Origin of the sequence: Xylophilus sp. Leaf220, assembly GCF_001421705.1 — a bacterium.
In the GTDB taxonomy this organism is placed as follows: Bacteria; Pseudomonadota; Gammaproteobacteria; order Burkholderiales; family Burkholderiaceae_C; genus Xylophilus.
Genome location: NZ_LMKO01000012.1, coordinates 1 through 13,672, shown reverse-complemented (window position 1 = coordinate 13,672; position 13,672 = coordinate 1). Strand labels below are relative to the sequence as shown.

Annotated in this window: 10 protein-coding genes; 4 read left to right on the top strand and 6 right to left on the bottom strand. The window is 66.5% G+C overall.

The annotated features are described in order from the left end of the window. Nucleotides 1-56: 56 nt before the first annotated feature. Nucleotides 57-593: a Fe-S cluster assembly transcriptional regulator IscR gene (gene iscR / locus ASE76_RS08915; RefSeq protein WP_055837945.1), complete on the bottom strand. Its 537-nt coding sequence runs from the start codon at nucleotides 591-593 to the stop codon at nucleotides 57-59. A gap of 199 nt (nucleotides 594-792) precedes the next feature. Further along, complete coding sequence (gene uvrB, locus ASE76_RS08910) at nucleotides 793-2,910, bottom strand: excinuclease ABC subunit UvrB (RefSeq protein ID WP_055837942.1); 2,118 nt, start codon at nucleotides 2,908-2,910, stop codon at nucleotides 793-795. Nucleotides 2,911-3,090: 180 nt separating this feature from the next. Here uvrB and ASE76_RS08905 point away from each other — a divergent pair, with 180 nt between their 5' ends. Then, on the top strand, nucleotides 3,091-4,287 hold the full coding sequence (locus ASE76_RS08905) for an amino acid aminotransferase (protein ID WP_055837938.1): 1,197 nt from the start codon (nucleotides 3,091-3,093) through the stop codon (nucleotides 4,285-4,287). Between the two features lie 160 nt (nucleotides 4,288-4,447). On the opposite strand, the gene ASE76_RS08900 is transcribed toward ASE76_RS08905, so the two are convergent. Further along, nucleotides 4,448-5,074, bottom strand: a complete 627-nt coding sequence (locus ASE76_RS08900; RefSeq protein WP_055837936.1) for an FMN-dependent NADH-azoreductase — start codon at nucleotides 5,072-5,074, stop codon at nucleotides 4,448-4,450. A 130-nt stretch (nucleotides 5,075-5,204) separates the two neighbouring features. Here ASE76_RS08900 and ASE76_RS08895 point away from each other — a divergent pair, with 130 nt between their 5' ends. After that, complete coding sequence (locus ASE76_RS08895) at nucleotides 5,205-6,110, top strand: LysR substrate-binding domain-containing protein (protein ID WP_236698391.1); 906 nt, start codon at nucleotides 5,205-5,207, stop codon at nucleotides 6,108-6,110. A gap of 63 nt (nucleotides 6,111-6,173) precedes the next feature. On the opposite strand, the gene ASE76_RS08890 is transcribed toward ASE76_RS08895, so the two are convergent. Beyond that, nucleotides 6,174-7,226, bottom strand: a complete 1,053-nt coding sequence (locus tag ASE76_RS08890) for an adenosine deaminase (RefSeq protein ID WP_201781852.1) — start codon at nucleotides 7,224-7,226, stop codon at nucleotides 6,174-6,176. 19 nt (nucleotides 7,227-7,245) lie between these two features. Further along, nucleotides 7,246-8,430 (bottom strand): MFS transporter, encoded by a 1,185-nt coding sequence (locus ASE76_RS08885; RefSeq protein WP_055837930.1) that lies wholly within the window; start codon nucleotides 8,428-8,430, stop codon nucleotides 7,246-7,248. Between the two features lie 368 nt (nucleotides 8,431-8,798). Here ASE76_RS08885 and ASE76_RS08880 point away from each other — a divergent pair, with 368 nt between their 5' ends. Continuing rightward, a complete protein-coding gene (locus tag ASE76_RS08880) occupies nucleotides 8,799-10,304 on the top strand; it encodes a SulP family inorganic anion transporter (RefSeq protein WP_055837928.1) in 1,506 nt (501 codons plus the stop codon). A gap of 346 nt (nucleotides 10,305-10,650) precedes the next feature. Continuing rightward, complete coding sequence (locus ASE76_RS20520; RefSeq protein WP_156362609.1) at nucleotides 10,651-11,079, top strand: hypothetical protein; 429 nt, start codon at nucleotides 10,651-10,653, stop codon at nucleotides 11,077-11,079. A 1,112-nt stretch (nucleotides 11,080-12,191) separates the two neighbouring features. Here the strand turns inward: ASE76_RS20520 and ASE76_RS08875 are convergent. Next, a complete protein-coding gene (locus ASE76_RS08875; protein ID WP_055837925.1) occupies nucleotides 12,192-13,547 on the bottom strand; it encodes an IS5 family transposase in 1,356 nt (451 codons plus the stop codon). Between the last annotated feature and the right edge of the window lie 125 nt (nucleotides 13,548-13,672).

Genomic DNA, 13,672 nt, shown 5'->3' with positions numbered 1-13,672 from the left:
GTATGGCTGGCAAGAAGCACGCGGCCCGGCGCGGTGGCAGCCGGGCGCTGCGGATGTCAGGATTTGGCGAAGACGTTGCCGAGTGCGAACACCGAGTTCGGCGCATTGACCCGGATCGGCTTGACCACCGGCGTGCTGGAGATCGCACGGCGCACGACGGGCCGGTCCTCGATCTGCACGCCCTTGGCGATCTGCTCGTCGACCAGCTTCTGCAGCGTGACCGAGTCCAGGAACTCGACCATGCGCTGGTTTAGCGAGGCCCACAGCTCGTGGGTCATGCAACGGCCCGCTTCGCCCAGGCAGTTTTCCTTGCCGCCGCAGTGGGTGGCGTCGATCGGCTCGTCCACCGAGACGATGATGTCGGCCACCGTGATGTCGGCCGCCTTGCGGCCGAGGGTGTAGCCGCCGCCAGGGCCACGGGTCGATTCGACCAGTTCGTGGCGGCGCAGCTTGCCGAACAGTTGTTCCAAGTACGACAGGGAAATTTGCTGGCGCTGGCTGATCGCAGCGAGCGTGACGGGGCCGTTGTTCTGGCGCAGGGCCAGATCGATCATGGCGGTCACGGCGAAACGACCTTTGGTAGTGAGACGCATGGCAGCTCCTTAAAAGGCTGTAGCATTTTCAGAACAGTCCGGGCATCTTCTGGACGCCTGGACACGGTCTCCACCCGTTTTACTTCAGCACAGAACGCTCTGTACGAAGCCCTTCATCGCGGGCTTTGTTGTTGTTGAGTATTTCCGTCAAGTATAGCACAAGACCCGCACTACCTGTCGGGTACCCCTTCCCTTTTGCCTAGCGACCGGCTACAGGGAAGATCGCGATGTTGTCGCTGCCCGGCGCGCCGAAAGCCCGTTCCTTCAGCAGCGCCAGCTGGTCGCGCAGCCGCGCGGCCTTCTCGAATTCCAGGTTGCGGGCGTGTTCCAGCATCTGCTTCTCGATGCGCTTGATCTCGCGGGCCACGTCCTTCTCGGACATGTCCTCCACCCGCGCCTTCTGCATCGCGCTCTGGTCGAGCGCCGCTTCGTCGCGGCCCGACTTCTCGCTGTAGACGCCGTCGATCAGGTCGCGCACCTGCTTGACGATGCTGCGCGGCGTGATGCCGTTGGCTTCGTTCCAGGCGATCTGCTTGGCGCGGCGCCGCTCGGTCTCGCCGATGGCCTTCTTCATCGAGTCGGTCATCTTGTCGGCATACAGGATCGCGCGGCCGTTGAGGTTGCGCGCCGCCCGGCCGATGGTCTGGATCAGCGACCGCTCGGCCCGCAGGAAGCCTTCCTTGTCGGCATCGAGGATCGCCACCAGCGACACCTCGGGAATGTCCAGGCCTTCCCGCAGCAGGTTGATGCCCACCAATACGTCGAAGGTGCCCAGCCGCAGGTCGCGCAGGATCTCCACCCGCTCGACCGTGTCGATGTCGCTGTGCAGGTAGCGCACCTTCACGCCGTTGTCGCCCAGGTAGTCGGTCAGCTGCTCGGCCATCCGCTTGGTCAGGGTGGTGATCAGCACCCGCTCGTTCTTCTCGACGCGGATGCGGATTTCCTGAAGCACGTCGTCGACCTGGTGGGTGGCCGGGCGCACCTCGACCACCGGGTCGACCAGCCCCGTCGGGCGCACCACCTGCTCGACCACCTGGCCGGCGTTGTCCTGCTCGTACTGGGCGGGCGTTGCCGAGACGAAGACGACCTGGTGCATCCGAGTCTCGAACTCGTCGAACTTCAGCGGCCGGTTGTCGAGCGCCGACGGCAGCCGGAAGCCATAGTCCACCAGGGTGCTCTTGCGCGCCCGGTCGCCGTTGTACATGCCGCCCAACTGGCCGATCATGACGTGGCTCTCGTCCAGGAACATGACCGAGTCCTTCGGCAGGTAGTCGGTCAGCGTGGCGGGCGGTGCGCCCGGCGGCGCGCCGCTCAGGTGGCGGGAGTAGTTCTCGATGCCCTTGCAGTGGCCGATCTCGGCGAGCATTTCCAGGTCGAACCGGGTGCGTTGCTCCAGCCGCTGCGCCTCGACCAGCTTGCCCTCAGACACGAACTGCTTGAGGCGCTCGCTCAGCTCCAGCTTGATCGCTTCGACCGCCGACAGCACCTTCTCCCGGGGGGTGACGTAGTGGCTGGCCGGGTAGACCACGAAGCGCGGCACCTTCTGCCGGATGCGGCCGGTGAGCGGGTCGAAGAGCTGCAGCGACTCGACCTCGTCGTCGAACAGCTCGATGCGGATCGCCAGCTCGGAATGCTCGGCCGGAAAGATGTCGATCGTGTCGCCCCGCACCCGGAAGGTCCCGCGCGAGAAATCCGCCTCGTTGCGGGTGTACTGCATCCGGATCAGCTGGGCGATCGCCTCGCGCTGGCTCTGCTTGCCGCCCACCTTGAGGATGAACCGCATCTGGGTGTAGTCCTCGGGGGCGCCAATGCCGTAGATCGCGCTCACCGAGGCGACGATCACCACGTCGCGCCGCTCCAGCACGCTCTTGGTGGCCGACAGCCGCATCTGCTCGATATGCTCGTTGATCGCGCTGTCCTTCTCGATGAACAGGTCACGCTGCGGCACGTAGGCCTCGGGCTGGTAGTAGTCGTAGTAGCTGACGAAGTACTCGACCGCGTTCTTCGGGAAGAACTCGCGGAACTCGCTGTAGAGCTGCGCCGCCAGCGTCTTGTTGGGCGCGAAGACGATCGCCGGCCGGCCCAGCCGCGCGATCACGTTGGCCATGGTGAAGGTCTTGCCCGAGCCGGTCACGCCCAGCAGCGTCTGGAAAACTTCACCGTCCTGCACGCCCTCCACCAGCTTCTCGATGGCGGCGGGCTGGTCGCCGGCCGGCGGGTACGGCTGGAACAGCTCGAACGGCGAACCGGGGAAGGTGACGAAGGTGCCCTCGCGTTCGGCGGGGATCTCGGAGATGACTTCGGCTAGTTCGGGCATGGGTGCAGTCGTGGTGGCGCGGCGCAGACGCTGCGCCGACGGTGCATGGGTAGAATTCCAGATGGTCCCGCAGGGCGCCGATTCAAGGGTGGTGGCCCTGTCGGGCGGCCGCCCGGACCGCCTGCGCTACGGCGCGCCTCCCCTTCTCCAGCGTCCCAATTTCCCTGAGGATATTTTCCGATGTCTCTGTTTACCGCCGTCGAAATGGCCCCGCGCGATCCGATTCTGGGCTTGAACGAGCAATTCGCTGCCGACACCAACCCGAACAAGGTCAACCTGGGCGTAGGCGTCTACTATGACGACAACGGCAAGCTGCCCCTGTTGCAATGCGTACAGGCCGCCGAGAAGAAGATGATGGAAGCGCCCAAGGCCCGCGGCTACCTGCCGATCGACGGCATCGTGGCGTACGACGCGGCGGTCAAGGGCCTGGTCTTCGGCGTGGGCAGCGAGCCGGTCACCTCCGGCCGCGTGGCCACCGTCCAGGGCATCGGCGGCACCGGCGGCCTGAAGGTCGGCGCCGATTTCCTGAAGCGCCTGAATCCCGATGCCAAGGTGCTGATCAGCGACCCGAGCTGGGAGAACCACCGCGCGCTGTTCACCAACGCCGGTTTCGTGGTCGATACCTACCCCTACTATGACGCGGCCAAGCGCGGCGTCGATTTCGACGGCATGCTGGCCACGCTCGAGGCCGCCGCCGCCGGCACCGTCGTCGTGCTGCACGCCTGCTGCCACAACCCGACCGGCTACGACATCACCGCCGCACAGTGGGACGAGGTGGTCGCCGCGGTCAAGGCGCAGAACCTCGTCGCCTTCCTCGACATGGCCTACCAGGGCTTCGGCCACGGCATCGCCGAAGACGGCGCGGTGATCGGCAAGTTCGTCGATGCGGGCCTGACCTTCTTCGTCTCGACCTCGTTCTCGAAGAGCTTCAGCCTCTACGGCGAGCGCGTCGGCGCCCTGTCGGTGCTGTGCGCTTCGAAGGAGGAAGCCTCCCGCGTGCTGAGCCAGCTCAAGATCGTGATCCGCACCAACTACTCCAACCCGCCGACGCACGGCGGCGCGGTGGTGGCCGCGGTGCTCGATTCGCCCGAGCTGCGCACCCTGTGGGAGAAGGAGCTCGGCGAGATGCGGGTGCGTATCAAGGCGATGCGCCAGAAGCTGGTCGACGGCCTGAAGGCCGCCGGCGTGCAGCAGGACATGTCCTTCATCACCCAGCAGATCGGCATGTTCAGCTACTCGGGCCTGAGCAAGGACCAGATGGTCCGCCTGCGCAACGAGTTCGGCGTGTACGGCACCGACACCGGCCGCATGTGCGTGGCCGCGCTCAACAGCAAGAACATCGACTACGTCTGCGCGTCGATCGCCAAGGTGATCTGAGGCACGGCCGGCTCGCCGGCACGATGACAGAAGCCGCCCCCGGGCGGCTTCTGTCGTTCTTGGGTATCGATCGATGCTGCAGCCGGCGCAGGACGCCGGCCTCCAGCTATCGAAAGCATAGCATCCCGTCAGAAGCCCTCGCTCCCGGCAGCCGCCGCGATCAGGCCGTCTCGACCAGCCGCTCGCCCTGCGCCAGCGCTTCGGCGATCGCCGCGTCGCGCACCGTGGGTCCCATCGCCAGGCCTTCGGCGCGGACCACCTGCACGTCGGTGATGCCGAAGAAGCCGAACACCGCGCGCAGGTAGGCCTCCTGGTGGTCCAGCGCCGCCTCGTAGGCGCTGCCGGCGTACTGGCCGCCGCGCGACGACACCACGATCACCCGCTTGCCGCCCGCCAGGCCTTCGGGGCCGGCGGCGGTGTAGCGGAAGGTGCGGCCGGCCTGGGCGACGCGGTCGATCCAGGCCTTGAGCTGGCTGGGTACGCTGAAGTTGTACATCGGCGCGCCGACCACCACCACGTCGGCCGCCAGGAACTCGGCCAGCAGTTCCTCGGTGAGGGCCAGCTCGGCACGCACCGCGGCACTGTCGGGAGCCGGTGCCCCCGGCGCCGGGCGCAGGGCCTGCAGCAGTTCGCCGCCCAGATGGGCAGGCGGCGTGGCGGCCAGGTCGCGGTAGGCGACGGTGGTGCCGGGCGTGGCGTCGGCCAGCGTCTTGGCGACGGCGGCGCCGATCCGGCGCGACGCGGAGGCGGCGCCCAGCGGGCTGGAATCGAGGTGCAGGAGCTTCATGGTGTGTGGCTTTCTCAAAAACGGGGTCGACCCCATCGGCCGACCAGTGGCCTCATGGTATTTCGCAATAATCAAGAAGAGAATCGGCTAAAACGCAATTCATCTTCCTGTCAACGCAAAGGTGAGCCCGGTGCACGACCTCAACGACATGTTCTTTTTCGCCAAGGTGGTGGAGCACGGCGGCTTCAGCGCCGCGGCGCGGGCGCTCGGCGTACAGACCTCCCGCCTCAGCCGCCGGGTGGCCGAGCTGGAGGAGCAACTGGGCGTGCGATTGCTCCAGCGTAGCACCCGACGGGTATCGGTCACCGAGGTGGGCCAGCGCTTCTACCAGCACTGCGCCGCCCTGGCGGCCGAAGCGCAGGCGGCGCAGGACACGGTCGACAGCACCCGCAGCGAGCCGCAGGGGCTGGTGCGGCTCTCGTGCCCGACGGCCTTCCTGCAGAACGGGGTGGGCGACATCCTCACCCGCTTCCTGCGCCAGCATCCGCGGGTGCGGATGCATGTGGAGGCCACGAACCGACGGGTCGACGTGATCGAGGAAGGGTTCGACCTGGCCCTGCGGGTGCGCACCCCGCCGCTAGAGGATTCGGGCCTGGTGGTCCGCATCCTGACCCAGAGCCGTGCCGTGATGGTCGCCAGCCCCGCCCTGCTGGCCGAGCGCGGCCGGCCCGCGCGGCTGGAGGACCTGGACGCGATGCCGACGATGGGCGCGGCCTGGGCCTCGGGCCGGCACGCCTGGAGCTTCGTGACGCCCGACGGCAGCACCGCCAGCCGCAGCTACCAGCCCCGGCTGGCGGTCGACGACTTCACCACGCTGCGCCAGGCGGCGCTCGACGGGCTGGGCATCGTCTACCTGCCGCAGTACCTGGTGCAGTACGCGCTGGACCAGGGCCAGCTGGAGCAGGTGCTGCCGGGCTACACCCTGCCCGAGGGCATCGCGCACGTCGTGTTCCCGTCGCGCCGGGGGCTGGTGCCGGCGGTGCGCTCGTTGATCGATGTGCTGGTGGCGGGCTACGAAGGGCATCCGCCGGTGTGACGGAACGCGGGCGGCAGGCCGGCCAGGGCGCGTTGCCGATGACCCGCCGCCGTCGGCGTGGGACTAGCGAAAGCCCTCGAACACCGTATCCAGCTGCGCCAGGTAGCGCTGCTTGTCCGCCGGCGCCGCGAAGCTGCCCTCGAACGCGTTGCGGCCCAGCTGGTAGGCATGCTGCGCGGTCAGGCCGGTCGCTTCGAACACCTGCAGGAAGTTGTCGGTCATGTACCCGCCGAAATACGCCGGGTCGTCGGAGTTGACGGTGGCGACCAGGCCCGCGTCCAGCAGCGCGCCCAGGTTGTGGTCGGCCAGGTCGGGGAAGACGCAGAGCTTCTGGTTCGACAGCGGGCACACGGTCAGCGCGATCCGGTCGTGCGCCAGCCGCTGCATCAGCGCCGTGTCGTGGATCGCCTGCACCCCGTGGTCGATGCGCTCGGCCTTCAGCACGTCGAGCGCGCTCCAGATGTAGGCCGGCGGCCCCTCCTCGCCCGCATGGGCGACGATGTGCAGGCCCAGTTCGCGGCAGCGGGCGAAGACCCGGGCGAACTTCTCGGGCGGGTGGCCCAGCTCGCTGCTGTCGAGCCCCACGCCGATGAAACGGTCGCGCCACGGCAGCGCGGCCTCCAGCGTGGCGAAGGCGTCCTCCTCGCTCAGGTGGCGAAGGAAGCACAGGATCAGCGCGGCGTCGATGCCGAAGCGGGCCTTGGCGTCGGTGCAGGCGCGGTGCAGGCCCTCGAACACGGAGGCCATCGGCACGCCGCGGGCGGTGTGGGTCTGGGGGTCGAAGAAGATCTCGGCGCGCACCACCTGGTCGGCCGCGGCGCGGGCGAAGTAGGCCATCGCCATGTCGTGGAAATCCTGCGCATGGAGCAGCACGCTGGCGCCGGCGTAGTAGATGTCGAGGAAGCTCTGCAGGTCGGTGAAGGCATAGGCGCTGCGCAGCGCCTCCACGTCGGCATAGGGCAGCGCCACGCCGTTGCGCGCGGCCAGCGCGAAGATCAACTCGGGCTCCAGCGAGCCCTCGATGTGGATGTGCAGCTCGGCCTTGGGCATGGCGCGCAGCAGGTCGGGCAGGCGGTCGGCGGGGATGGCGGGAACGTCGAAGGGCATGGTGCTCATGGATGAAGACTCCGGGAAATCAGGTGCGTCCGGCGCGCCAGCCGGCCAGCAAGAACAGTGCCGCCAGCGCGGCCAGCAGCGGCAGCCAGCCCGCATGCTCCCACAGGTAGCCAGCGGCGTAGCCCACCACGCTGGAGCCGAGGTAGTAGGCACTCAGGTACAGGGCGGAGGCCTGGGCCCGCGCACCGTGCGCCTTCTGCCCCACCTGCCCGCTGGCGACGGCGTGCGCCGCGAAGAACCCGGCCGTCACCAGCGCCAGGCCGAGCATCACCGCCGGCAGCCAGGGCACCGCGCAGCCGGCCACGCCCACCACCATCAGCGCGATGCCGCCGCGCTGCACTGTTGCGGCGCCCCAGCGCGCCACCAGCCGGCCGCCCAGGTTGGCGCTGGCGATGCCCACCAGGTACACCACCGACAGCAGACCCACCACGGTGGACGACAGCCCGAACGGCGGTGCCTGCAGATGGAACGCCAGGTAATTGAAGATGGCGACGAAGCCGCCCATCAGCAAGAACGACTGCAGGAACAGCTGCCGCAGCGCCGGGTTCTGCAGGTGCCGGCCGAAGTTGCCGAGCAGCCCGCCCAGCGACAGCGGCTGCGCCCGGAAATGCCGCGACGGCGGCAGCAGCCAGGCGAACAGCAGCGTCGCCGCCAGCGCCATCGCCGCGATGCCGCCGAGGGCCAGCCGCCAGCCGCCCACGTCGGCCAGCACGCCCGCCACCAGCCGCCCGACCAGCCCGCCGAGCGCGTTGCCGCCGATGTAGAGGCCCATCGCGGTGGGCAGCGCCTGGGGGCTGAACTCTTCGCCCACATAGGCCATCGCCAGCGCCGGCAATCCCGCCAGCGCGATGCCCAGCAGCAGCCTGCAAGTCAGCAGCAGCGTCCACGAATCGACGCAGACACACGCCAGACCCAGCACCGTGGCAACCGCGAGCGCCGCCAGCATCACCGGCTTGCGCCCCCACGATTCCGACAGCGCCCCCGTCAGCAGCAGGCAGGCCGCCAGGCCGATGGTGGAGAGCGACAGCGCCAGGCTGCTGCTGGCCGCCGACACGCCGAACTGCGCGGAGAGCAGCGGCAGGATCGGCTGCACGCAGTAGAGCAAGGCGAAGGTGGCCAGCCCGGCGCAGAACAGCGCCCAGGAGGCGCGCCGGTAGGCAGGCGTGCCGCGCTGCAGGAACTCGTACGAATCGGCGGAGGGCATGAAGGCGGAGCGGGAGCAAATGGACGGAGTCGGACGCCGGCGGCGCCGCGGGCGGATCGGACGGTCTGGAGCCGGCCCCCGGCCGAGCGCGGCGCTGCGGCGGCATGCAGTATCCCAGCAGCGCCCTCCGAAGCTGCCGCGAGGGGCCATCGGCCGCGGCGCGGTGCCGCCCGCGTGGCCGACCTGCAGCACCGGCGATGCGGTTGCGCTTACCATCGCCGGCTTCGCCACGGCGCGATGTGCCCGTCGGCTCTTCAGGCCCGTGCAGTCGCTGCGCCCGGCGCGCACCGCCCGCCCGCCGCGACCCGTGCCGCTCCACGAGCTTCCCCCTCCCCCGATTCACCGCGCGCCGGCCGCGCCGCCTTTCCATGCCCCAGCCCCACGCCCTCTCCCTGGCCCGCCTGCGCGCCGAATGGTGCCCCAGCCTGTCGCGCGAACTGCTCGCGGGCGCGGTGGCCACCTTCGCGCTGATCCCGGAGGTCATCGCCTTCTCTTTCGTCGCCGGCGTCGATCCGGCGGTGGGTTTGTTCGCGTCGTTCGTCATCAGCATCGTGATCGCGTTTACCGGGGGCCGGCCGGCGATGGTGTCGGCGGCGGCCGGTTCGGTGGCGCTGGTCGCGGCGCCACTGGTGCAGTCGCATGGGCTGCCCTACCTGCTGGCGGCCGGGCTGCTGGCCGGCGTGGTGCAGGTCATTTTCGGAATGCTGCGGCTGGGCGTGCTGATGCGTTTCGTCTCCAGCTCGGTACGCACCGGCTTCGTCAACGCGCTGGCGGTGCTGATCTTCGCGGCGCAGCTGCCGCATCTGCGCGGCGCCACGCCCGCCACCTGGGCCTTGCTGGCCTTGGGCCTGGCCCTGATCTACGGCTTGCCGCGCCTGCGGCTGCGGGTGTTCACCGTCATCCCGTCGCCATTGGTCTGCATCGTGGTGCTGAGCGTCGTCGCCGCCGCGTGGCACCTTCCGGTCGCCACCGTGGCAGACCTGGGCACGTTGCCCGACAGCCTACCCGCCTTCGGCTGGCCCGGCGTGCCGATCTCGCTCGACACCCTGCGGCTGATCGCCTTGCCCGCCCTGGCGATCGCGATGGTCGGCTTGCTCGAATCGATGATGACCGCCCGGGTGGTCGACGAACTGACCGACACGCCTAGCAGCAAGAACCGCGAATGCGCCGGCCTGGGCTTGGCCAACATCGCCGCCAGCCTGTTCGGCGGCATCGCCGGCTGCGGGATGATCGGCCAGACGGTGGGCAATGTGAAGTACGGCGGCCGCGGCCGGCTCTCCACGCTGTTCGCCGGGGTGTTTTTGCTGATCCTGATGGTGGCGCTGAAGCCCTGGGTGTCGCAGGTGCCGGTGGTCGCGCTAGTGGCGATCATGGTGATGGTGTCTGCCGAGACCTTCGACTGGAAATCGGCCGGCACCCTGGTGCGCCACCCCCGCAGCAGCAGCGTCGTGATGCTGGCCACCGTGGCCGTCACCCTGGCCACCCACAACCTGGCGTCAGGTGTGGCGGTCGGCGTGGTGATGAGCGGCGTGTTCTTCACTTTCAAGGTGGCGCGGCTGCTGGAGGTGCAGGCCCACGACGACGACACCGACACTGGTGCCACCGGTGGCGGCCCGGGCACACGCCACTGGCAGGTCCGCGGACAGGTCTTTTTCGCCTCGGCCGACGCGTTCATCGACGCCTTCGACATCCTGGGCGCCGAGGGCCGCCCTGTGCGCATCGACGTATCGCAGGCCCACTTCTGGGACGTGACAGCGATCGCGGCGCTGGACAAGGTAGTGCAGCGGCTGGAGCACCACGGGTGCCGGGTGGAGGTGATGGGGTTGAACCGGGCGAGCGAGGTGTTGATCGACCGGTTGTCGGTGTCGCGGTGAGGGTGGGGGCCGGTCTGGTTTGACGCGGGGCTCTGGATCCGTGTCTTACCGAGTGGTTGGCTTTTGTGCAGCCGCGTTGGTGTTGCGCGCAATCACGCCGACGGCGCACTCTTCTCCGCGACTGTCCCCCGGCCTGCTGCCTCCTCCTTTATGTCGCTGCGCAGAGCATGCCATCGGCGCGATCTTTTGCTGGAGTGCCTGATTGAGATTTCTGCATGGCGCGGGAGGTCGTGGTTCGCGCTAGCCACGCAATAACACTCCTAAAATTCAGTGGCTGCTACCGGCCAGAAGCAGTCACTCAGAAAGAGCCGTGCTCTAGCCCTCCCTCCGTACTATTTGCCCCAACATGTCCACCTTCGGCGAGCACTATTCACGACTGCATGATGACGAGTTAATCCATTTGGCGCTGACGCGAGAGCTGACGGAAGAAGCGGCTGCCGCCCTCCAAGCCGAACTGCGCATGAGAGGCATATCTAATTTGGATTCGCATAGGCTTGCCTACCGTGAGGAAATCGAGGCTGCGGACCTGGATCGGGACGTCAAGCTCGCAGCGCGCGGGAAGGCGATACGTTTTAGAACGCGGATGCTTTGCCTCATGGCTCTCTTCTTTTGCTTACGCGGCGTTTATCTCCGGGCCCACCCAGACCCTGACAAGCCTCATGAGTGGGAACTCATCGTCACCATTGGTGTAGCCACTTTTCTGTTTTCGATATTAACCTCTTATTTATCCCGTCTGTGGTCAGAACGAGTTCTTAATCGGAAGCCGCCGTCGTAGTTTGACCTGAGAGTCCGATTTGGGACCAAAGCAGCCGCGCGGTAGGAWGTAGGAAGTAGGAAGTAGGAAGTAGGAAGTAGGAAGTAGGAAGTAGGAAGTAGGAAGTAGGAAGTAGGAAGTAGGAAGTAGGAAGTAGGAAGTAGCATAATACCAAGCCTATTGCATGTATCTAACGCCATGAATACAAAACTTCGGAGGAGATTAAGCGTTGGTCCGTGTTTACAGTATTTGTACTACTGGGAGGCTTCCTCGGCGCTCAGTTCTGGTTGAAGAACTCACCGGGACTCGGCATTTTTTTTGCTCTTTGCTTTATCGTCTTTGGCATATTTGTTCTACTGGTGCACGATGACGAATTAGACAAGCTATGGAAGGTAATGGCGTGGTTTTGCTAGCTCTGTAGCGCTGTGGCTTGGCTTTAGGCCCACAGCTGCGTCACGGAAGAGCCATTTTCAGGTTGTAGTGCGGCTGGTTCGGGCCCAAAGCGGCTACATCCGCCGAGCAGAAGCGGACGATTAAGCCACGCGTTATTCAATTTTCCAGGACGCCCGGCCCTGCAAATTCTGAAGCCATTCGTTCGATTGGTCCGATAGCACATCGGCCAAAGGCCACCCAGGCGAAGACTCAATAAGGTGAACGAGTGTAAATGCCAAACCAAAGCAATCGTCTTGCCCAAACAGACGGGACAGTGCCCGCGCTTCATCATCTAAGAGTGGGGAAGATATGGCGCGGATGAGGGCCTCGTAACGTTCAAGAACCTCGACGGACGCTGAGCCCTCTGCTGGCAGAACACCAAGTTCTGTAAGCTGCCGTACTTCTGGGCGGAGTGTCATTTGCTTATACAAGTTATGAGCGGCCTTGGCGAGTGACCGCTTCTGGCCGAAAGCAGACATGGTACCGGCGCTCAATGCAAATCTTGCAAGTAGCTGGACAACTGCTACTCCCTGCAATTTCATTGAATAGTCACTGCGTACCAAGTCCGCCCTGAACAATTCCGTTCTCAGCCGCAGGCCGATCGGTTCTCGACCGGAGCGGCGAGCAGCGCTGCAATAACCGCCTGCATCGACAGCCCGAAGCGGGCGCAATAAAGNAGTCCGCCCTGAACAATTCCGTTCTCAGCCGCAGGCCGATCGGTTCTCGACCGGAGCGGCGAGCAGCGCTGCAATAACCGCCTGCATCGACAGCCCGAAGCGGGCGCAATAAAGCCGCAGCGCGGCCAGGATGAGACGCAGGTTGTGCCCGGCACCGCACATCACCGCGTGCAGCGCATCGCCCAGCGCGCCCTTGAGCGGATTGCGGCCCAACCGCCCGTCCATCTTCATGTGCCCGATGGCCGGCTCGATGGCGCTGCGCCGCTTGATCAAGGCTTTCAACGTTCTGGTGACGCCGCGCCGCTGCCCCGAGCGCAGGATGCGCACGCCTTCGATCTCCACGCCGCGATAGCCCTTGTCCACGATGGCCGTGGCGGGCGGCTTGTCCGTGCCGGTGAGGATGCCCACTTGCTCCAGCGTCTCGGCCAGCGTGTGGCCATCGTAAGGGTTGCCCGGCATGGAGCGCATGCCCACGACCAGGCCTTCCTTCAACGTGGTGGCGATGCTGACCTTCACGCCGAACTCGTACGGCGTCCTGGCTTTTCCCTTGCTGATGCACTCCACCTCGGGCGCGTGCAGGGCGTACAGCTTGTGCTTGTCCTTCGTGCGCTGGGTCAGGATGCGACCGGTGCGCTGCAGCAGGTCCTGCACCTTGGCTTTGGCCGCTTCGGGCAGTAAGTGCAGCTGGCGCTGTACCTCGCGATGCACCCGGCCGACACGGGTGCGCAGCGTGCGCACGGCCTTCTTCATGCGCTTGAACTGCTTGGCGTGCGCGTAGCGGCCGATCTGGGCGGCCAGGCGCGGTGCCACGCGGTTGTAGTTCTGGCGCAGCCGCAGTCCGTTCTGCTCGGCCGCCTTGACCAGGTGCTGGCGGCTCTTGTCAAGCAGCCGGCTGTCGGTCGGATGCGCGATGGCTTTAGGCATGACGGTGGTGTCCACGATCACCTGCTGCGCACTGGCCTTCTGGATCACGCCGCCACGCCGGGCCGCCTCGATGCTGGCCGCCAGCAGCGTCTCCACGCCTTCTTCTCCGACACGCTTTCTCCAGCGCGTCAGGCTGGATGGATCGATGGGCAGTTCGGTCTGCAGGTAGGTCTCGCCACAGAAGAACTGCCAGTACGGGTTCTCCACCCACGTGTTGACCACCGCCTCGTCGGAGGCATCGAAGGTGTGCTGCAGGTACAGCAGCCCGGCGACCAGACGCGCCGGCAAGGCGGGCCGCCCGCGGCCGGACGTGAATGAGACCGCGAACGTACGCTCGATCTGCGCCCAGTCGATCAGCGCCGCCAGCCTGACCAGCGGGTGCTGCATGTTGATCTGCTGGTCCAGTCGTGGACGGAACAGCTCGGCCGTTTGCGGCTGCGAAGGCTTTGGACCCATCGGACTTTCCGGAGGAATTTGCAAGAAAACAGGTACTGGCAAAACCATATCTTGCAAATCCCGCGCCCATCAACCCGAAGAACTACGAACCAGATCAACGGCTTGCGGGTTGTTCAGGGCGGACT